The sequence below is a fragment of the Tsuneonella amylolytica genome, assembly GCF_003626915.1.
Lineage (GTDB): Bacteria > Pseudomonadota > Alphaproteobacteria > Sphingomonadales > Sphingomonadaceae > Tsuneonella > Tsuneonella amylolytica.
On record NZ_CP032570.1, the window covers coordinates 1,248,574 to 1,266,550 of the forward strand.

Here is a 17,977-nt window from a genome sequence, read left to right on the forward strand (position 1 = left end):
CTAGATCGCCGTCCGCACGCTGAGCAGTTCGGGGAAGAAGGCCTGCTTCAGCACGCCTTCGAGATAGGGCACGCCCGCCGTCCCGCCGGTCCCGCGCTTGAAGCCGATGATGCGCTCGACCGTTTTCAAATGGCCGAAGCGCCAGCGCTGGAAATGGTATTCGAGATCGACGAGCTTCTCGGCGAGTTCGTAGAGGTCCCAGTGGTCCTGCGGCTTGCGGTAGATCTCCGCCCAGGCCGCCTCTACCCCCGGGGAGGGGGTCCAGCCGCCGTGGTGGTCGCGCTCCAGCACCTCGGCGGGAATCGCGAAGCCGCGCCGCGCGAGCAGCCGCACCGCCTCGTCGTAGAGGCTTGGCCGGGCGAGTTCGGCGCGCAGGTCCGCCGCCACGTCGGGCGTCGCCTCGTGCATCGTCACCATGTCGGGGTTCCGGCCGCCCATGAGGAATTCCATCAGCCGGTACTGCGCGCTCTGGAACCCGCTCGAGCTCGACAGGTGCGGGCGGACCTGCGAATAATCCGCCGGGGTCATCGTGCTCAGCACTTCCCACGAATGGATGAGCTGGCCCTGCGCGCGGGCGACCCGGGCCAGCATCTTGAACGCCGGGCGCAGGTCGTCGGCGCGGATGCACGCGCGCGCGGCGGTGAGTTCGTGGAGGCACAGCTTGAGCCACAGCTCGCTCGCCTGGTGGACGATGATGAACAGCATCTCGTCGTGCGCGCCCGATGCCGGGTGCTGCGCCGAGAGGAGCTTGGGGAGGTCGAGGTAGCTCGAATAGGTGACGTCGGACATGGGCGGCCTCTAGGATATGTCACCGCGAATAAAAACCGGCTCCCGCTCACCCTGAGCCTGTCGAAGGGTGCCTCACCAAGGTCAGAGGTCGCACGGCGTCCTTCGACAAGCTCAGGACGAGCGGGACTGGGGATTACCCGTCTATCGTGCGGGTCGCCGGGTGGTGCTTGTCGAGGTGGCGCTTGACGATTTTCAGATTGCGGGTGTTCGATCGGAACAGGAAATCGAACGCATCGCCCACCACCGGCACCGCGCCGACTGCGGTGTCGAAGGCGACGTTGCCGGTCATTCGCCACAGCTTCCACTTCGGCATGCCGAGGTTGCGGGCTTCCCACACGATATACATGCCCATCGCGGCAGATACGAAATCGCCGATTACGGGGACCAGCCCCACGATCGCGTCGAGTCCCACGCGGCGACTGGTGCCGGGCAGGACGAAGCTGTTTTCCAGAAGCTGCTCCATCGCCTCGATCCGGCGGCGGACGGAGACGTGATCGCTGCCGATCGGAAGCTCGAGGCCCATCGGGCGGGCCCCGGTCGGACGCGGATCGGACGGCGGTTCCATCGGCGGCGCTCTCCTTCGATCCGTCATGTGGGTCCGGCGGCGAGCGGGGGCAAGGGATGGACCGCCCAGCGGTTCTCGGCGAACCCGGCGATCGTGCCGCGGACCATCGACCAGCGGACCGGCGCGCCGAGCGGAATGTAGGTGCCCTGCGCGGTCAGGCGCGCCTCGGCCTCGGCCAGCATCGTCTCGCGCGCGACCGGGTCGGCGACGGCCGCCGATTCCCTGACCAGCGCGTCGGCCTCGGGCGAGCAGAGCGCACGCCGCACCGCGCAGGCGAACTGGTCGAGATACCACCGCCGGCTGCCGAAGCGGGCAACGGCGTCGACGAGCGCGAGGTCGGCGGTCTCGCCCGGGCGCGCGCGGACCGCGGCGACCCCGATCTCGGCCCAGTCGGCGGCGAGTTCGCGCAGGAGCAGGTCGGAGCCGGGGCCATCGGGCAGCGAAACCGTCACCCGCCGCTCGCCGCCGTAGCCGGCGATCCGCTGGCGGGCGACCGCGCGGCGTTGTTCGATCGTCTGGCCGGCCCAGCGCTCGGGCGCGCCGGCCGCGATGGCCGACGGCGCGATGCGGGTGCTCGGCTCCCACCCGGCGATGTTGAAGGGCGCGATCAGCGTATCGCGCTCGATCGCCATCGACAGCGCCTCGCGCCGGCCGGCGTCTTCCAGCAGCCCTTCGGCGCGCATGACCTTGAGGCCCATCAGCCCCTGCGCCGCGTCGAGCCGGACGTTGCCGCGCGACAGCGGCCCGGAATCCGCGAGCGGGAAATCGGGAAGCGTGCCGCCGAGCACGATGTCGACCGCGCCGCTGCGGAACGCCGCGACCGCGGCGCGCGCGTCCATCGCCTTCAGCACCAGCGGCCGGGTGCCCTCGCGCCAGTCCTCGCGCGTGGGCAGGCCGCGCGCCTCGGGCGGCAGCAGCGCGAGCCGGGCGACGTCGCCGGTGCGGGTCAGCGTCAGCGGTCCGGCGCCGCGCTTCTTGTGGAACAGGCCCAGTTCGGGCTGCGCGAGCAGCTGGAGGAAATCGGGGACCGGGCTCGCCAGCCGGATCTCGATCACCCGCCCGGTCATCGCCCGCACGTCGGTCACCGCGGCGAAGTCGAGGCCGAGCGAGGTGCCGCGCAGTTCGCGCAAGGTCCGCCGCAGCGAATCGCGCACCTCGTCGGCGTCGATGGGTTCGGGCGCGCCGCCCTCGCCCGCCGGCCAGTCCGAATTGCGCAGGCGGAAGATGTAGCTCAGCCCGTCGTCGGTCACGATCCACCGCTCGGCGAGCGCGGGGACGACCTCGCCGGTCTCGTTGAGCGATACCAGCCCCTCGGCGGTCGCGGCGCGGATGGCCTGGGCGGGCGGGGACAGGCGCAGGCCCGTGTCGAACGGCGCGTCGGCGGTGCCGATCCACGCGATGGCCACCGCGCTCTCGTCGTCGGCCGACCCGCACCCGGCCAGCGCGGCGGCCAGCACGGCCGCAGTCGCGAGTGTTCGGGAGATGGAACGGCGGCGGGTCATGCGCAGCCGACTAGCAGGTCGGCCGCGGTTCGTCAGCGACCGCGCCTAGATATTCCGCAGGCGCGCCGTGCGTCCTTCGGTACCCGGCGGCGCGATAGTGGACGGGCGGACGTAGCGCGGGGTGTCGAGATCGCCATTGCCGCCCACCTGCGGTCGCGGTGCCTTGGGGTCGATCTCGCGGGCGAAGGCGATGCCGAAGCGCTGGTCCTGCACCCACGCCACGCTGCCGTCCACCGGGGGGAGATTGCGCAGTTCGACCGTCATGCGGGTGCCGCGCAGGACCGGCAGGTCGCCTTCGGCCATCATCCCGGCCGCCGACAGGTTGCGCACCTTGACGCGATGCGTGGCGGTGTCGCCTTCCAGCCGGATGTCGGCCATCAGGAACAGGCTGTCGCGATTGATGTGCCGTGTGTCGACGCCCGACATTGTCCGCCCGTGCCCTTTCTCGTCGCCGGAATATCCGCACGCGCGGAATTACCCGCGCCTTCGCGCAAAACCGGTAAACGCGGATGTCTAACGAAGGCTAAACGGAGCGTGCGCAGAACTGCCCGGATCAGTCGTCGCGGGAGACTTTCTCGCGGCGTTCGTGAGCTTCCTGCGCCTCGACCGTCATGGTCGCGACGGGGCGCGCGACCAGCCGCTTGAGGCCAATGGGATCGCCGGTCACCTCGCAGAAGCCGTATTCGCCCGCGTCGAGCCGGCGCAGCGCCGCGTCGATCTTGGCGATGAGCTTGCGCTGCCGGTCGCGCGTTCTCAGCTCGATGCCCCAGTCGGTTTCGCTTGAGGCGCGGTCGTTGAGATCGGGCTCGCGCATCGGCCCGTCCTGCAGCGATTGCAGGGTGGCACTGGACGATGCCAGGATCGAGTGCTTCCATTCCAGCAGCAGCACCCGGAAGTAATCCTGGTGCGCCGCGTTCATGTACTCCTCGTCCTCGGACGGCAGGTAGTCGGGCGCCAGCGCCCGTTTCGCCTGTTCCAGTACGTCGATGTCGTTCGCCGCCGAAGTGGCCATCGAAGGTCCTCTCAAACCCTGAGCGCCCTACCCCCGCCCCCGGCGACCCCGGCGACCCGTCTGGCGCTTTGCGCGGGCCTATAGGGACGGGCCGGAATCGGCACAAGCGCCCTTTCCGAAAGCGCGCCCCTAGGTCGGCCAAACTTAAGCGCGTTCGAACGGGTGCGGCAGCAACCTCTCGCTTTTCGCGATCATCGTTAACGGGTTGTTAGCCATATCCCGCTTGAAGTGTGCCCACGGCCGCGAGGGGGCGTGCCGGACTGGGGGACACGACATGGAACTGCGTACGATCGAAGGGGGAGCCGGACTTCCCAACGGAACGAAGATCGCCGACCTTGTGGTGGCGCAATGCCTCGCCGCCGCGGCGCAGGGCGTCGTATCGGCCCTGTTCGACCTCGGCGTCGCGTATTCGACCGGGGGCCACGGCCTCGCCTGCGATCTCGTCGAGGCGCACAAGTGGTTCAACCTCGCCGCCGCCAAGGGGCACGAGGACGCCGCCTGGTGCCGCGCCGACGTGTCGGACGAAATGACCGCGCGCGAGATCGCCGAAGCCCAGCGCCGCGCGCGCGAGTGGCTCTCGGCCGGCCACCGCCGCGCCGCCTGACGCCGCCCGACCCGGGCAGGCGGCCCGTCAGGGCCCCTTGCGGAACGGAGTGCGTTCGGACAGCCACTCGGCATCGACCGCGATGCCTTCGCGCTCGCGATCGAGGAAATCGGCGACCGCTTTGCTGAAACCCGGATCGGCGATCCAGTGGGCCGAGGTGGTCTGCACCGGGCCGTAGCCGCGGGCGATCTTGTGCTGGCCCTGTGCGCCGGCCTCCACCCGGGCTAGCCCGCGCTCGATCGCCTCGTCGATCGCCTGGTAATAGCACAGCTCGAAATGCAGGAAGCGCTTCTCGCGCGTGCAGCCCCAGTACCGGCCGTAGAGTGCATCGCCCCCAGCGAAATTGAGCGCGCCCGCGATGGGTTCGCCGTCCTCGAACGCCAGCACCAGCACGATCGCATCGCCCATCCGCTCGCCGAGGAGGTCGAACGCCTCGCGGGTGAGGTAGGGCCGGCCCCATTTCCGGCTGCCGGTATCCTGGTAGAAATGCCAGAAGGCGTCCCAGTGTTCGGGCCGGATGTCGGAACCCGACAGGCGGCGGATCTCCACCCCTTCCTGCGCCGCTTCGCGTTCCTTGCGGATCGCCTTGCGCTTGCGGCTGGCGAGATCGGCGAGGAAATCGTCGAAGGTGCGGTAGTCGCGGTTCTGCCAGTGGAACTGGATGTCGTGGCGGATCAGCCAGCCGGCCGCCTCGAACAGCGGAACCTGTTCAGGCTCGACGAACGTCGCGTGGATGCCCGACAGGTTGTTCGCATCCGCGAACTGCTGCGCGAAACCGAGCAGCGGTTCGACCAGTTCGAGCCGCTGCGTCAGCACCCGCGGCCCGCTCGCGGGCGTGAAGGGTGCGGCGACCTGAAGCTTGGGGTAGTAGCGCCCGCCCGCCCGCTCCCACGCGTCGGCCCATGCGTGATCGAAGACATATTCGCCCTGGCTGTGCCCCTTGAGATAGGCCGGCAGCGCGGCGACGAGCTTGCCGCCCTCCTCGATCACCAGCGGCGCGGGGAGCCAGCCGGTGCCGTCCCCCACGCTGCCCGAATCCTCCAGCGCCGAGAGAAAGCCGTGGCGCATGAACGGGTTGCCGCGGTCGGTCCCCCCGGCGGTCAACGCATCCCAGTCGGCGGCGGGAAGCTCACCCACCGAACCGGCCATGCGGGCGACGAGGTCGCTCATGCCAGCCCCGCCCCTTCCGCGATGGCGGCGTCCGCGTGGCGCGCCGCGCGCTCGCGCAGTTCGGGCGTCCGGACGGTCCAGGTAAGGACTGGCATCCCCTTCGCCCGGTGCGCCGATGCGAAGCGGCTGGGCAGGTCGCGCACGTCGCAGGCGAGAAAGTCGGGCTTCGCGTGGGCTACCGCGAGCCGCCTTTCGACCGGGCCGAGCGCCTCGCCCTTGCCCTCCTCGGTCACCACGAGGCCGCGCACGGTGGCCGGCGCATGGCGATGGAACCAGTGCGGCACCCGCGGATCGAAGCTCATCACCGCGACATCGCCGGTGTAGCCCGCAAGCGCGGCCTTCACCGCGGCACACAGGGGCGCAGGGTCGATCGCGCGTTTCGATTTCACTTCGATCAGCAGCGGCACCCGGCCCGCGACTTGCGCCAGCACGCTCTCCAGCGTCGGGACGGTATCGGCGCTATCTAACAGGGCGATTCCGGTCAGCGTCTCGGCATCGCGCTCGCGCACCGCGCCGGTCTCGCCGGTCAGTCGGTCGAGATCCCAGTCGTGGAAGACCACCGCCCGCCCGTCGCGGGTGACCTGCACGTCGCATTCGATGCCGAGCCCCCGCGCGATCGCACCGGCGAAGGCTTCGGGCGCATTCTCGGCAGCCCCGCCCTCTCCCGCCGCACCGTGCAGGCCGCGATGCGCGTAAGTCCACGCGCCGAGCCAGCCGCCGCGCGCGGTATCAGTCCCGGATGGCGACAATCGCGTCGACCTCGACCGCGGCGCCGAGCGGCAGGATCGGCACGCCGACCGCGCTGCGCGCATGCTTGCCGGCCTCGCCGAAGACCTCGGCCATCAGTTCGCTGGCGCCGTTGGCGATCTTGGGCTGCCCGTCGAACTCGCCGGTCGAATTGACGAACGCGCCCAGCTTGACGATCCGTTCGACCCGGTCGAGCGAACCCAGCGCCGCCTTCAGCTGCGCGAGGATCATGAGCCCGCAGGCGCGTGCGGCGGCCACGCCGTCGTCGAGGGTGACGTTTTCGCCCAGCCGGCCCTTCACCAGTTCGCCATTCACGAACGGCAACTGGCCCGAAACATGGGCGAGCCCCCCGTGGACGACCACGGGAACATAGGCCGCGACCGGCGCGGCCGCGGCGGGCAGCTCGATGCCGAGTTCATTGAGGCGGGTATCGATGCTCATGCGTTTTCCTCTTGCGTGTTCAGTTGGTCGAGCAGCCACGGCAGGGCATGCTCCCATGTGTCGATGCGCGCGTGGGCGTTGCCCGCCGCGTGGGCACAGGCGATGCGGCCCGCCAGCATCGGTTCGCCGCACAGGTGCAGGCGGCGCACCCCCGGCACGTCGGTGCCGACCGAGGCGTGATGCTGGGCGAGATCGTCGATGAAGACCGCGCGGCTCGGCGCGTATTCGTCCATGATCGCCTTCAGCGCCGGGCCCTTGGGGCCCTGGTTGGTGAAGACGCGCGCGTGGATGCCGTGGCCGGCGAGCTGTTCGAAACGCATCTCGCGGTGCCGGTCGGTGAGGTTGGTGAGCACGACGACGTCGGCCTCCTCGCCCAGCCGCGCCATTGCCTCCACCGCGCCGGGGATTGGCGTCTGGCGGTGCATCTCGGTATCGAAGAAGCCGCGCAGCAGCCGCCAGATCTCGTCGGGCGGCACGCCCTCGCCGGTTTCGGCGTATTTCATCGCGCCGGCGAAATCGTTGCCGACCATCTCGAACCTGACGCCCTGGCTTTCGCCCAGCCAGTCGCGGAAGGGCGCGACCATGTAGAGCAGCACCTCGTCGCAGTCGGAAATCACCAGGGGGCGGCTCATTCGAACGTCTCCCGGCCGGCCAGTTCGCGGCGGGCGGCGACCAGCCGATCCGGCGCGACGTTGAGCGCATCGGCCGCGAGCATCAGGTCGGGCTCGTGCGCCGCGAGATAGTCGAGCACGGCGGCGAGAGTGGTACGGTCGGTGAGATTGTCGCGCAGGACCTCGGGCGTCAGGCCGGTCAGCGACAACAGGCGTTCGGCCCGGTCGTCGTCGGCCAGCACCCAGCCAAGCGCGGAGAGCGCCAGCGTGTCGGCGTCTCCGGAATGATGGTGTATGTCGGCGGTAATTGTCAGTGTCCTTCCGGGGCCCTAAGCGCGACGCTCACGCAACCGGCCCGGTGCAATGGGAGAGCCGCCGCAGTGGCAAAGAGAATCCTCGTTGTCGAGGACAACGACCTCAACCGGAAATTGTTCTGCGACGTGCTGCGCGCGACCGGTTTCGAGGTCGAGCCGGTGGCCGACGGCGAGCTGGTGCTGAACGCCGCGCGCGCGTTCGATCCCGACCTCGTGATCATGGACATCCAGCTTCCGGGTGTGTCGGGCGTCGACCTCATCGAGGCGATGCGCCGCGACGGCGCGCTGGCGGCGATTCCCGTGCTGGCGGTCACGGCCTACGCCGGCAAGGGCGACGAGCAGCGCATCCGCGATGCGGGCGCCAGCGGATACCTGTCGAAGCCGGTCAGCATCGGCCCGTTCATGGCGGCGGTGAGAGGGCTCTTCGGCTGACGGACGGACAAGGAGTGGCACGGCGGGAAACTTTCGGTTATTCGGAAGTTCACCAGCACGAGAATCAATCGCACACTTCGGGTACAGATCATGACGATGCGCTGGCGGATAACCGCCAACTGTTCGGGCGTGGACGAGGTCGTCCTCACCGAGAACCGCCCCGCGGCCGAACTGATTTCGGCCGGTTTCGCCGATCGCGGCTGCACCGACATCGCGATCAAGGAACTGCCGCCGAAACCGCCGGCCCCGTGACCTGCTCTTGACAAGCGGCGCGGCAGGCCGCTTTCCCGCAGGCTGAACCCCGGCACATGCCTTCCGCCCGGGCGGAGGCCGCAGACACAGGACAGCCAGCCCCATGGACCGCGCAGAAGTCGACGCCCGCATCCGCACTCTCGCCGAACCCTTCAACAAGAAGGGCGTGGCTATCGACGAGGACACGAGCTTTGCCGGCGATCTCGAATTCGACAGCCTGACGGTGATGGATTTCGTCGCCGCGATCGAGGACGAGTTCGACATCATCATCAGCATGAACCAGCAGGCTGAAATCGAGACCTGGGGCGACCTCGTCGACGCGGTCGCCGACATGGTGAACAAGTGAGCGAGGGCATCGTCCAGCCCGACCGGCCGGAAGTGCTGGAGGGAGACGGAAAGGACCTGTTCTCGAAGTTCGACGACCTCATCGCCATGCGCGAGGGGCTGCTGTCGACCGGGCAGGAGGATCCCTTCAGCCTGGTGATGGAGAAGGTCCTTTCCCCCACCCGCGCGATCTGCAATGGGCGCGACACGATCCTGCTCGGCACCTACAACTACATGGGCATGACGTTCGATGCGGACGTGATCGCGGCGGGCAAGCAGGCGCTGGAGGAATTCGGCGCGGGCACGACCGGAAGCCGGGTACTCAACGGCACCTACCAGGGGCACCGGGCGGTCGAGGACGCGCTCCGCGAATTCTACGCGATGGACCACGCCATGGTGTTTTCCACCGGGTACCAGGCCAACCTCGGCATCATCAGCACGATCGCCGGCAAGGGCGATTACATCGTCCTCGACATCGACAGCCACGCGAGCATCTGGGACGGCTGCAAGCTGGGCGATGCCGAAGTGGTGCCGTTCAAGCACAACGACATCGAGGCGATGGACAAGCGGCTCGGCCGCATCCCCGAAGGCGCGGGCAAGCTCGTGATCCTGGAGGGCGTCTATTCGATGCTCGGCGACATCGCGCCGCTGAAGGAAATGGTCGCGGTCGCCAAGAAGCACGGCGCGATGGTGCTGGTGGACGAGGCGCACTCGATGGGCTTCATCGGCGAGCACGGCCGCGGCGTATGCGAGGCGGCGGGCGTGATCGACGACTGCGACTTCATCATCGGCACGTTTTCCAAGTCCGTCGGCACCGTCGGCGGCTTCTGCGTTTCGAACCACCCCAAGTTCGAGATCATGCGGCTGGTCTGCCGCCCCTACGTCTTCACCGCGAGCCTCCCGCCCAGCGTGGTGGCGACCGCGGCCACCAGCATCCGCAAGCTGATGCACGGGTCGAACAAGCGCGCGCACCTGTGGGAGAATTCCAAGCGTCTGCACCAGGGGCTGACCGCGCTGGGCTTCGAGCTCGGCACGAAGGAGCCGCAGAGCGCGATCGTGGCGGTCATCATGCCCGACCTACAGCGCGGCGCGGCCATGTGGGAGGCGCTCCTGAAGGAAGGGCTCTACGTCAACCTCGCGAGACCCCCGGCGACCCCGGCCAACATGACCCTGCTGCGCTGCTCGCTGTGCGCCGAACATTCGGCGGGAGAGGTCGAGACGATCCTCGGCATGTTCGAGCGCGCGGGCAAGGCGGTGGGGATCATCGAGCCCTGACCGGGTGAAGGCCGTCTTCGCCTGGCTGGCGCGAACGGGGTTTCTCTACGTCCTCCTGTGCGCGGCTATCGCGTTCTTCGTCTTCGCGTGGCCGGCCATGAAGGACGGGCTCGCCCCCGACCGGCTGCGCGAGGATGCGATGGGTGCGGGCGAGCTTCGCGCCGCGCTCGCCGCCGACTACGACGCGGCGCGCGCCGCGCTCGCCCGGCAATCGCAGGCGCTCGAGACGCAATCGCTCGCGGCGATCGACGGTCGCATCGCCGCGGCCCGGGCAAGCCGCGGGGCTATCGACAGAGAGCTGGCGGGCGGCGGCGGCTGGTTGGATGCCGTGCGCCCCTCGCGCATCCTCGCCCGCAAGCGCCTGGAACTGCGCGGCAACGCGCTCAATGCCGAGATCGGACTGTTGCAGGAGGCGCGCAACCTGGCGGCGGCGCGCGACGCGCAGACCCGCTATCCCCGCGTGCCGACCGCGCGATCGATCGCGGCGGCGACGCGGACCTGTGCCATGTGGACCGCCCGGCTCGAGCGGTTCGAGAGCGACAACGCGATCCGCCGCGAATACCGCGCCATCGTCCTCGACGAGCGCGACACCTTGCAGGCCGGCAAGGCCCGCGAATGCGGCAAACGCGACCGCTGGACCGCGACACGCGACGCGGCGCTTGCGGCGAACCGCGCACTCGCATCCGCCCGCGAGCGTTACGATGCGTTTACCGCCGATGCGCTGGAGAACCTGCCCGACCCGTCCGCGAACATCGACAATCGCACGGTGCGGGACATCGCCTGGATGGCGTTCGTCGCGCTGCTCGGCATTCTGCTCGCGCCTTTCGCTATCCGCACGCTGTTCTATTTCGCGCTCGCCCCGATGGTGGAGCGCGGCAGGCCGATCCGGCTCTCCGGGCCTTCTGCCACCGGGGCCGTACCGCGCGCCGGGGGCGGTTCCCGGCCGACCCTTTCGCTGGCGCTGGGCGAGGACGAGGAAATCCTCGTACGGCAGGGCTACCTGCAATCGACCCCCGACGATGCGACGACCGACCACCGCTGGGTGCTGAGCTGGCGGCACCTGCTGTCCAGCATCGCCAGCGGCATGGTCTTCCTCACGCGGGGGTCGGGCGCGGGGAAGACATTCGGCATTTCGGCCCGCGACGATCCGTTCGCGGAGATCGCGCGCATCGACCTGCCGGACGGGGCCGCCCTCGTGCTGCAGCCGCGCGCGCTCGCGGCGATCGTCCAGCCCGCCGGGAGTCCGATGCCAATCCGCAGCCGCTGGCGCTTCGGCACGCTGCACGCGTGGCTGACGTTCCAGTTCCGCTACCTCGTGTTCCACGGGCCCGGCACTCTGGTCGTCAAGGGCGGCCGCGGGGTCCGCGTCGAGCGCGCGGAGAGCGGGCGACGGTTCGCGCAGGACCAGCTGATCGGGTTTTCCGCCGAGACCGCCTACAGCGTGGCGCGCAGCGAGACTTTCCCGCCCTACCTGTTCGGGCGCGAGCCGCTGTTCCGCGACCGGGTCAGCGATGCCGACGGGGGCGCGCACGGCATCCTGGTGCTCGAGGAAGCGCCGATGGCGGGCCGCCGCAAGGGCGTGCGCGGCGGGCTGGAAGGCGCCTTCGACGCCGCGCTGAAGGCCTTCGGGATCTAGCCGGCGGCGATTCGCCCGGCGGCGACCCGGGTTAGAATGACCCTGCTGCGCTGCTCGCTGTGCGCCGAACATTCGGCGGAAAAGGGCGAGACGATCCTCGGCATGTTCGAGCGCGGGCAAGGCGATGGGGATCGTTTGATCGTGGCAGTCTGATTTCGGCAGTCAGGTCCGAGGGAAGCGGCGGGTTCCCCGTGAACCGGCGAGTTCGATCGCGCTCGGCCGGCCGCTTTCGAAGGTGAAGATCGCGCGCATCGCGGGTTGGTCCTTCGGGGCGAAGGTATCGCCGCCGAGCGCGACGAGCTCGGTCGGCCCCATCGGCGTTTCGGCCACGAGCCGGTCGCCCGCCAGCGCCACCGTCACCGCCCCGAAGGTTCCCGCGTAGTCCGGCAGCGGACGCGCGGGTTCGATCGGTGCGGCCTGTGCGTGATAGACCTCGGCAAGCCGTTCGAGCACCGGCCTTTCGTCGTCCGGTCCTGTCGCCGCGAGCGCGGTCAGTGCCTCGGCCTGCGCCCGCTCCAGTGCGACGTCCTGCGATACCGCGATTGCCGGGGCGATGCCGACGCCTTCCCAGCCCTTCCCGGTCTTCAGCTGGATCGCCTGTCCGGTCGAGACCGAGATCACCAGTCCGCCGGGCAGCGGATAGAAATCGTTGTTGAAACCGCCTCCGCCCGTCGTTTCGCCCACGAGCGTGCCGAAGCCGAACGCGGAGACGTGCGCTGCGAACTCCTCGGCGGCGGAGAACGAGCGCTTCGACGTCAGCACGTACACCGGCCGATCGGCGAGCGAGAACGGCTTGGCCGTGGTGGCCGAGGTCTCGATCGGCCCGCCCCGCGTCTGGAACTGCATCAGCGGCGTGCCGGCGGGCAGGAACCAGCTCGCGAGATCGGCGACGGCATCCGGTTCGCCGCCGCCGTTGCGCCGCAGGTCGACGATCACCGCGGACCCGCCACGCAGGAACTGCATAGCGTTCGCGATCGCCGCTTCGGCTGCGGGCGTGCCCCACATGAAGCCTGTGTAATCCATGTAGCGCACGTTGCCGGGCAGCACTTCGAGCTTCGCGACGCCCGCATTGTTGAGCGCGACCGACCGTACCATCGCCGGCGTCGGGCCCTCGTCCTGCGCGGCCGTGCCTGCCGGCCGGGATGCGAGGTCGGCGGCGAAGGCGGGATTGTACGACACGCCGAGATGCCCGTCGGGGGTGACTGCGCCCATCACCCGGTTGACCGCTTCGGCCAGCGCCGCTCCCGACAGTCCCGCGAAGGCGCCGTCGGCCTGCGCCCTCGCGAGCGCGGCATCGAGCGCGGCGCCGGTCTCTGCGATCACGTAGCGGTCGCGCAACAGCGAACGCACCCTGTCGACGACCGCGACCGGATCGAGCGCGGCTGCTTCGGCGGCCTGCGGTGCGGCGGGTGCCGCGACGGCCAACGCGGCCGGGGTTGCGCTGAGCGCCATGGCGATCGCTACCAGGAACGGGCGGACGGAAGCGGACATGGGCTTGCCTTTCGAGGGGTAAATACCGCCTCCTTTTATCTTGGCCGTGCCGCGCGGTGTGGGCAAAGATGGCCTGCGATTTGCCCGTTTCGGGCGCTCGAATACGGATCGTTGCCGCAAATGCGCGAATGGGACGCCTATGATCGCAAGCTCCTGGCCCTGTTGCAGGAGGATGCGCTGGCGACCGCGGAAGATCTCGCCCGGGATGTAGCGCTGTCGCCATCGGCGATCGCGCGACGCATAAGGCGGATGCGCGAGGACGGCACGATCGTTGCCGACCGCGCGGTGGTGAGCGAGCGGATCGGCCCGTTCCTGTCGGCGATGGTCGACATCCAGCTCGATCGTCACGCGCTCGCGCCGGTCGGGCAGCTCCTTAGCCGGCTGGAGGCGCGGCCGGAGGTTCAGGTCGTCCTCGAAGTCGCCGGCCCGTTCGACCTGCTGCTGCTGGTGGTCGTGCCCGACATGGACGCGTTCAACGCCTTTGCCGATTCCGCGCTGGCGGACGATCCGGCGGTGCGACGGTACGAGACGCGCTTCGTGAAGAAGCGGCGCAAGTTCACCACCGCGTGGCCTCTGGACTTGGCGAAGTGACGGTATGACGGCCGGAACGGTGTGTCCCGTCCCGGCCGTCGCGCCCGAAGGGGGTCTGACCTGTGCGGCCGCCTCCTCTCCTGTGCTCGCAAGCCGTGACGGATGCGAAACCGGGTAATCCAGATGGCCGGACCGATCGCCGGCTTGTTGGGGACAAGGCATATCGGTAGGGACCGATCTGAAATGTCCAGAATTAGACAATCTGCGGCGAAGCGCTCGTCCAGCGCGACGATGCTGTTCCGCGCGCTTTCCCCCGAAATACGGGAGGACCTCGCAAGCCACCTGCCGATACGCTCCTTCGCCGATGGCCAGATCATCCAGTTGCGGGGCGATGTGGCCGATGGGATCTGGCTGATCGAGGAAGGGTCGGTGTCGCTCGGCCAGTTCGCCGGCGACGGCGACTTTCGCGGCCTTGCCTTGCTCGGGCCGGGCGATTCGTATGGAGAGCTCGCGGTCCTTGGTGGACGCCCGAAGGTTGTCGATGCGGTCGCGCGCGGCGAGGTGCGCCTGAAGGCGATCCCCCGCCATGCCTACGAGGCTGCGCTGGCGAGCGATCCCGCCGTGGTGCGCATGGTCCTGGGGGCGATAGCGCGGCAGTTCCAGGAAACGCTGAACCTGCTCGCCGGATTTCGCCGCGGATCGACTGCTTCGCGCATGGCCGCATTGCTCGCCAACCTGTCCGGCGGCACACCCGGCCTCGTCGCGATCACGCAGCAGGAACTAGGGGACCTTTTGGGCGTGAGCCGGGCAAGCGCGCTTTCCGCCCTGGCCGAGTTGGAGCGGGAAGGACTTGCGCGCCGCGGCTACGGTAAGCTCGAGATCGTCGATCCCGCCGGCTTGCGCGCGCTGTCGATCGCGGGCCGCGCGTCGGGGTAGAGCGCGGCGAGGACCGCCGTTCCGCTGTCCCGCATAACGGTCGTGTAGAGCTCCGCCGCCTCGCCGTCCCTTGCCTTGCGCGCGGCGGTTAGCGCGGACTTGTGCCGGGCGATCTCGGCCTCGACCACCGGGGGCCAGTGCGGCGGGTGTTCGCCTTCGCTCCATTCGCCCCGCCCGCGGCCGTAGTGCGCGACGGCGAGGTAGCGCAGCAGCGCGGTCGCGGCGAGGCGTTCCATGAAATCCTCCGACCAGCGCACGCTCGATCCGTCTTCCCCGCGCGCGAGGTTGATGCCCTTGGCGATGCCGGTCGCGCCCAGTGCGCCGAGCACCGCGCCCACGATCATCCCGCCGCCCAGCGTCAGCCCGCCCGCCGCGAGGTCGGCGGCAAGGCCGCCCACCGCGCCCGAGGCCATTCCGCCCAGCACGGCGGCGGCACCTTCCGGCGTCTTTTCGGCGTGGGCGTAGTCGTCGCTCACCCGTTCGAGCACGGTCCTGGCCGCCTTGCCCGACAGGTTGTGGAGCCGGATGAGTTCGTCGGTGGAGGTTGCGGTCGCTTCCGCCAGCCGGCCGCCCAAAGCCTGCATCGACTTGCGCGCCGCGCGATCCCCGCGAGACGTGCCGGTGACTGCGGCGGCGACCTTGCCCTGCCAGCCGGGTTCGTCGACCGTCTCGCGGTCCTTCGCCGCGGCGGCGAGATACCGGGCGAGCACCGCCATCGACTGGTCGAAACGCGTGCGATTGAGTTCTTCCCACCGCGCCCGCAGGCCCGCCATCGCGGGCTGTTTTTCGGGCGGCAGCAGCGGCGCGACGGCATCGAGCAGCGCGCCTTCCTGCACCCAAACCCGAGCGAAGGCATCGAGCGGCAGGACCGCGCGGACCTGTCCCGATGTTCCGATGTCCGACCACCGCGCGATCTCGTTCGACACGTCGCCGCGCGGGGGACCCATCTGGTTGAGGAGGACGACCACCGGCTTGCCGATCCAGCCGAGCACCTCCATTTCCAGCCCGACGTAGCCCGCCGCCGCCGGATCTTCCGCCGCGTTGACGAGGTAGAGGATGACGTCGGCTTCCTCGCGCACGTTCTTGACCGCCTGCTGGCTCGACCACAGCGGCCGCTCGCGCCAGCGGTCCCAGACCTGGGTCAGGAACCAGCCGATGGGATTGCCGCTCTGCCGTAGGCGCGACAGCAGCCGCGCGGTGTCGCCGAAGCCGGGGGTGTCCCACAGCATCAGCGTGTCCTCCCCCGCCTGGACGAGGACGTAGCCGGTGGAAAGGTCGGTGACGTGCGCCGCGTCGCGCACTTCGCCGACGTCGCGTCCGAGCAGCGTGCGGGTGAGCGTGGTCTTGCCGACGTTGGTGTGGCTCACCAGGCTCAAGTTGACGGTGGTGCCGGTGGCGGCGGGCGCTTCGAGGGTCATCGGCGCATCTCCGCGTCGGGCAGCAGCCCGCGCTCGATCTTCTGGGCGAGGTCGCCGTCAGGGCTGTCCGACAGGTCGATGCCCAGCGGCGTCACCCCGGCTTCGCCCAGCACCGCGCGCCATGCGGCGAGGCGCTGGGCGACCCGTTCCTCCAGCCCCGCCTGGCCCGCGAAATGCGCGCGGTAGCCGCTTTCGTCGATGATCGCGGCGAGCACGGTGCCGGGATGATCGCGGCGCAGGGCATCGGCGATCTGGCGGGCGAGCGCGCCGTGGTTCTCCGCCTCGGGCGTCGCGGCGAGGGTGAACAGCAGGACGTGGTAGTCGTCGTCCGGGGCGGGGGGATGGGCGGCGAGCCAGCCGTCCTCGGCGCCGTAGGCAACGTCCTCGTCGAAGCGCACCTCGGCGCTGTCGCCGAGCGCGGCGCGCAGGGCCGAGGCGAGACGGCGGCGGGTCTCCTCGCCGGGCTTCGCGGCATAGGGGGTCACGCGCACGGCTCCGGCCCGGCCGCCGCTGGCGCGCAGCAGCCGGCGGACGTAGAAATTGTCGCGCCCCGCCACGGGCAGTGTGCGCGCCAGCCGCAGCGCGCGGGCCCCCTGCCATGCCGTGAGCGCCAGGCGCGGTACGATCACGAGCGCCGCCATCGTCACCGTGTAGAGGTGGATCCACGGCCCCGCATTGACGCCTCCACCGAGGGCGCCCGCCTGCGGTCCGGTCCAGCGCATCGCCTCGATACCGGGCACGCCGGGGATGGCGACCCCGGTCAGCGCGCTCGCCGGGCCGAGCACCGTGGACAGCAGCGCGTGGACGGCGGGGGCGGAGAGGAACGTGCTCTCCCAGCCCGCGCGGTATTCGGTCACCAGCGCGCGGCCGTAGATGCCGGCGATGAGCCCGGCGGCGAACAGCGCCGCGCCGAGGTGGAGCGTGCGCGCGGTGCGGGCCGAGGCGAGCGGCGCGGTGAGCGCGGCCCAGCGGCGGCGGAACGCGAGCGCGGCGCGGTCGATCGGCGTACCGGCCTCGAACTCCCGCCGGCCGGCGTGATTCGCGCGGCCCGCCAGATCGGCCAGCGGCACGGCCGAAACATGCCCGCGCCCGGTCAGCGCAGTACCAGCCAGCCAGAGATAGACGAGGAGGTTCCACGCGATCGTGCCGAGCAACGGGACGGCCAGCAGGTCGAGCCGCTTGGCGGTGCCGAACTCGTTCGCGAGCAATCCGGCGGCAAGCGCGACGAGTGGCAACAGGATCGCGAGCCATCGCGTCCAGCGCCCTTTCTCGAGCAGGCCCGCGATGCCCGGATGGCGGGTCGCGATGCGGGTGGTGGCGAAGTCGGCCCGCGCGGCGACGAAGCGCGCATCGGCGCGGCGACCGGTCCCTCCGCCGACGGCCACGCGGGCGCGGGCATCGGCCTGATCGCGGTCCTCGCGGGTGAACAGCAGACCGTCGCGGTCCTCGAGTTCGATCGCCCGGACGAGTTCCACCTGTCTCGCTTCGTCTTCGGTCATGCGGCCCCCTTGCCCTGCCGTGACCATCACAACGAACCTGCGCGCCGCCGCGTTCCGGGCGGGCGGACTTGGCACCATCCAAATCGGCCCTTGCAATATTAGGCAAGTCTAATATATAGGAAGCATGATGACCTGTCAGACCGTTTCGCCCGCCCATGCCCGCCGCCTGGTCGAGGACGGTGCCGCCTTGATCGACGTCCGCTCGCCCGCGGAATTCGCACGCATTCACGTGCCCGGCGCGAGGAACGTGCCGCTCGGTTCGACCGATCCGCTCGGTGCGGGTCCGGCGGTGTTCCTCTGCAAGTCGGGCATGCGCACCGGCGCCAATCGCGCAAGCCTCGCGGCGCTCTGCAATGGTGAAAGCTATGTGCTCAACGGCGGCCTCGACGCGTGGCGCAAGGCCGGGCTGCCGGTGGCGGAAGACCGCA

General features: G+C 69.9%; 21 protein-coding genes and 2 pseudogenes. 10 read left to right on the top strand and 13 right to left on the bottom strand.

Features of this window, described 5'->3' with window-relative positions; all coding sequences use genetic code 11:
* The 5 genes from D4766_RS06115 to dksA all read right to left on the bottom strand — a co-directional run bounded on the left by D4766_RS06115 (nucleotide 1) and on the right by dksA (nucleotide 3,868).
* Nucleotides 1-789 (bottom strand): tryptophan 2,3-dioxygenase, encoded by a 789-nt coding sequence (locus D4766_RS06115; protein ID WP_120716650.1) that lies wholly within the window; start codon nucleotides 787-789, stop codon nucleotides 1-3.
* 133 nt (nucleotides 790-922) lie between these two features.
* A complete protein-coding gene (locus tag D4766_RS06120; RefSeq protein ID WP_234024911.1) occupies nucleotides 923-1,354 on the bottom strand; it encodes a DUF4112 domain-containing protein in 432 nt (143 codons plus the stop codon).
* Between the two features lie 23 nt (nucleotides 1,355-1,377).
* Nucleotides 1,378-2,856 carry an ABC transporter substrate-binding protein gene (locus tag D4766_RS06125; RefSeq protein WP_120716651.1) on the bottom strand — a complete coding sequence of 493 codons (1,479 nt, stop codon included), beginning with the start codon at nucleotides 2,854-2,856 and terminating at the stop codon, nucleotides 1,378-1,380.
* Nucleotides 2,857-2,901: 45 nt separating this feature from the next.
* Complete coding sequence (locus D4766_RS06130; protein WP_120716652.1) at nucleotides 2,902-3,282, bottom strand: PilZ domain-containing protein; 381 nt, start codon at nucleotides 3,280-3,282, stop codon at nucleotides 2,902-2,904.
* A gap of 127 nt (nucleotides 3,283-3,409) precedes the next feature.
* Complete coding sequence (gene dksA / locus D4766_RS06135; RefSeq protein WP_120716653.1) at nucleotides 3,410-3,868, bottom strand: RNA polymerase-binding protein DksA; 459 nt, start codon at nucleotides 3,866-3,868, stop codon at nucleotides 3,410-3,412.
* A 274-nt stretch (nucleotides 3,869-4,142) separates the two neighbouring features.
* Here dksA and D4766_RS06140 point away from each other — a divergent pair, with 274 nt between their 5' ends.
* Nucleotides 4,143-4,472 (top strand): SEL1-like repeat protein, encoded by a 330-nt coding sequence (locus D4766_RS06140; RefSeq protein ID WP_120716654.1) that lies wholly within the window; start codon nucleotides 4,143-4,145, stop codon nucleotides 4,470-4,472.
* Nucleotides 4,473-4,499: 27 nt separating this feature from the next.
* On the opposite strand, the gene D4766_RS06145 is transcribed toward D4766_RS06140, so the two are convergent.
* Genes D4766_RS06145 through D4766_RS06165 form a run of 5 tightly spaced genes read right to left on the bottom strand, consistent with a single transcriptional unit; the run spans nucleotide 4,500 to nucleotide 7,755 of the window.
* Nucleotides 4,500-5,642: a GNAT family N-acetyltransferase gene (locus D4766_RS06145; protein WP_120716655.1), complete on the bottom strand. Its 1,143-nt coding sequence runs from the start codon at nucleotides 5,640-5,642 to the stop codon at nucleotides 4,500-4,502.
* On the bottom strand, nucleotides 5,639-6,391 hold the full coding sequence (locus D4766_RS06150) for a glycerophosphodiester phosphodiesterase family protein (protein WP_234024912.1): 753 nt from the start codon (nucleotides 6,389-6,391) through the stop codon (nucleotides 5,639-5,641). Before D4766_RS06150 ends, D4766_RS06145 begins: the two co-directional genes overlap by 4 nt.
* Nucleotides 6,372-6,830 carry a RidA family protein gene (locus tag D4766_RS06155; protein WP_120716657.1) on the bottom strand — a complete coding sequence of 153 codons (459 nt, stop codon included), beginning with the start codon at nucleotides 6,828-6,830 and terminating at the stop codon, nucleotides 6,372-6,374. The genes D4766_RS06150 and D4766_RS06155 overlap by 20 nt, the downstream gene beginning before the upstream one ends.
* Nucleotides 6,827-7,462 (bottom strand): HAD family hydrolase, encoded by a 636-nt coding sequence (locus tag D4766_RS06160; protein WP_120716659.1) that lies wholly within the window; start codon nucleotides 7,460-7,462, stop codon nucleotides 6,827-6,829. Before D4766_RS06160 ends, D4766_RS06155 begins: the two co-directional genes overlap by 4 nt.
* The gene (locus tag D4766_RS06165; RefSeq protein WP_325049134.1) at nucleotides 7,459-7,755 is read right to left on the bottom strand and encodes a DUF3572 domain-containing protein; all 297 of its coding nucleotides are present in this window, start codon (nucleotides 7,753-7,755) and stop codon (nucleotides 7,459-7,461) included. Before D4766_RS06165 ends, D4766_RS06160 begins: the two co-directional genes overlap by 4 nt.
* 66 nt (nucleotides 7,756-7,821) lie before the next feature.
* Between D4766_RS06165 and D4766_RS06170 the strand changes: the two genes are divergently transcribed.
* The 6 genes and pseudogenes from D4766_RS06170 to D4766_RS14015 form a co-directional block, all read left to right on the top strand.
* Nucleotides 7,822-8,187: a response regulator gene (locus D4766_RS06170; RefSeq protein WP_120716661.1), complete on the top strand. Its 366-nt coding sequence runs from the start codon at nucleotides 7,822-7,824 to the stop codon at nucleotides 8,185-8,187.
* A gap of 90 nt (nucleotides 8,188-8,277) precedes the next feature.
* Nucleotides 8,278-8,439, top strand: coding sequence for a hypothetical protein (locus tag D4766_RS13770; RefSeq protein WP_162935680.1), 162 nt, complete (start codon nucleotides 8,278-8,280; stop codon nucleotides 8,437-8,439).
* Between the two features lie 103 nt (nucleotides 8,440-8,542).
* On the top strand, nucleotides 8,543-8,785 hold the full coding sequence (locus D4766_RS06175) for an acyl carrier protein (RefSeq protein WP_120716663.1): 243 nt from the start codon (nucleotides 8,543-8,545) through the stop codon (nucleotides 8,783-8,785).
* Entirely contained in the window at nucleotides 8,782-10,038 is a 1,257-nt protein-coding gene (gene spt, locus D4766_RS06180; RefSeq protein WP_194955797.1) for a serine palmitoyltransferase, read from the top strand. Before D4766_RS06175 ends, spt begins: the two co-directional genes overlap by 4 nt.
* A gap of 4 nt (nucleotides 10,039-10,042) precedes the next feature.
* Nucleotides 10,043-11,674 (top strand): hypothetical protein, encoded by a 1,632-nt coding sequence (locus D4766_RS06185; RefSeq protein WP_120716664.1) that lies wholly within the window; start codon nucleotides 10,043-10,045, stop codon nucleotides 11,672-11,674.
* A 12-nt stretch (nucleotides 11,675-11,686) separates the two neighbouring features.
* Nucleotides 11,687-11,813, top strand: a pseudogene (locus D4766_RS14015) (serine palmitoyltransferase); the annotation flags it as partial.
* 23 nt (nucleotides 11,814-11,836) lie between these two features.
* Here D4766_RS14015 and D4766_RS06190 read toward each other — a convergent pair.
* Nucleotides 11,837-13,165, bottom strand: a complete 1,329-nt coding sequence (locus D4766_RS06190; protein WP_162935681.1) for a S41 family peptidase — start codon at nucleotides 13,163-13,165, stop codon at nucleotides 11,837-11,839.
* A 120-nt stretch (nucleotides 13,166-13,285) separates the two neighbouring features.
* Between D4766_RS06190 and D4766_RS06195 the strand changes: the two genes are divergently transcribed.
* Both D4766_RS06195 and D4766_RS06200 read left to right on the top strand, forming a co-directional pair.
* A complete protein-coding gene (locus tag D4766_RS06195; protein WP_162935682.1) occupies nucleotides 13,286-13,756 on the top strand; it encodes an Lrp/AsnC family transcriptional regulator in 471 nt (156 codons plus the stop codon).
* A 183-nt stretch (nucleotides 13,757-13,939) separates the two neighbouring features.
* Nucleotides 13,940-14,632 carry a Crp/Fnr family transcriptional regulator gene (locus D4766_RS06200; RefSeq protein ID WP_162935683.1) on the top strand — a complete coding sequence of 231 codons (693 nt, stop codon included), beginning with the start codon at nucleotides 13,940-13,942 and terminating at the stop codon, nucleotides 14,630-14,632.
* Here the strand turns inward: D4766_RS06200 and D4766_RS06205 are convergent.
* Together D4766_RS06205 and D4766_RS06210 are read right to left on the bottom strand one after the other, a co-directional pair.
* The gene (locus D4766_RS06205) at nucleotides 14,560-16,050 is read right to left on the bottom strand and encodes a DUF3482 domain-containing protein (protein ID WP_120716667.1); all 1,491 of its coding nucleotides are present in this window, start codon (nucleotides 16,048-16,050) and stop codon (nucleotides 14,560-14,562) included. The two genes, D4766_RS06200 and D4766_RS06205, sit on opposite strands and share 73 nt — an antisense overlap.
* Nucleotides 16,047-17,549 carry a DUF2868 domain-containing protein gene (locus tag D4766_RS06210; protein ID WP_162935684.1) on the bottom strand — a complete coding sequence of 501 codons (1,503 nt, stop codon included), beginning with the start codon at nucleotides 17,547-17,549 and terminating at the stop codon, nucleotides 16,047-16,049. Before D4766_RS06210 ends, D4766_RS06205 begins: the two co-directional genes overlap by 4 nt.
* Nucleotides 17,550-17,676: 127 nt before the next feature.
* Here D4766_RS06210 and D4766_RS14190 point away from each other — a divergent pair.
* A pseudogene (locus D4766_RS14190) lies at nucleotides 17,677-17,937 on the top strand (rhodanese-like domain-containing protein); the annotation flags it as partial.
* Between the last annotated feature and the right edge of the window lie 40 nt (nucleotides 17,938-17,977).

Bases quoted from the DNA above. Each gene is read 5' to 3' on its own strand.
- D4766_RS06115 (WP_120716650.1), bottom strand. From the start codon at position 789: ATGTCCGACGTCACCTATTCGAGCTACCTCGACCTCCCCAAGCTCCTC.
- D4766_RS06120 (WP_234024911.1), bottom strand. From the start codon at position 1,354: ATGGAACCGCCGTCCGATCCGCGTCCGACCGGGGCCCGCCCGATGGGC.
- D4766_RS06125 (WP_120716651.1), bottom strand. From the start codon at position 2,856: ATGACCCGCCGCCGTTCCATCTCCCGAACACTCGCGACTGCGGCCGTG.
- D4766_RS06130 (WP_120716652.1), bottom strand. From the start codon at position 3,282: ATGTCGGGCGTCGACACACGGCACATCAATCGCGACAGCCTGTTCCTG.
- dksA (WP_120716653.1), bottom strand. From the start codon at position 3,868: ATGGCCACTTCGGCGGCGAACGACATCGACGTACTGGAACAGGCGAAA.
- D4766_RS06140 (WP_120716654.1), top strand. From the start codon at position 4,143: ATGGAACTGCGTACGATCGAAGGGGGAGCCGGACTTCCCAACGGAACG.
- D4766_RS06145 (WP_120716655.1), bottom strand. From the start codon at position 5,642: ATGAGCGACCTCGTCGCCCGCATGGCCGGTTCGGTGGGTGAGCTTCCC.
- D4766_RS06155 (WP_120716657.1), bottom strand. From the start codon at position 6,830: ATGAGCATCGATACCCGCCTCAATGAACTCGGCATCGAGCTGCCCGCC.
- D4766_RS06160 (WP_120716659.1), bottom strand. From the start codon at position 7,462: ATGAGCCGCCCCCTGGTGATTTCCGACTGCGACGAGGTGCTGCTCTAC.
- D4766_RS13770 (WP_162935680.1), top strand. From the start codon at position 8,278: ATGACGATGCGCTGGCGGATAACCGCCAACTGTTCGGGCGTGGACGAG.
- D4766_RS06175 (WP_120716663.1), top strand. From the start codon at position 8,543: ATGGACCGCGCAGAAGTCGACGCCCGCATCCGCACTCTCGCCGAACCC.
- D4766_RS06190 (WP_162935681.1), bottom strand. From the start codon at position 13,165: ATGTCCGCTTCCGTCCGCCCGTTCCTGGTAGCGATCGCCATGGCGCTC.
- D4766_RS06195 (WP_162935682.1), top strand. From the start codon at position 13,286: ATGCGCGAATGGGACGCCTATGATCGCAAGCTCCTGGCCCTGTTGCAG.
- D4766_RS06200 (WP_162935683.1), top strand. From the start codon at position 13,940: ATGTCCAGAATTAGACAATCTGCGGCGAAGCGCTCGTCCAGCGCGACG.
- D4766_RS06205 (WP_120716667.1), bottom strand. From the start codon at position 16,050: ATGACCCTCGAAGCGCCCGCCGCCACCGGCACCACCGTCAACTTGAGC.
- D4766_RS06210 (WP_162935684.1), bottom strand. From the start codon at position 17,549: ATGACCGAAGACGAAGCGAGACAGGTGGAACTCGTCCGGGCGATCGAA.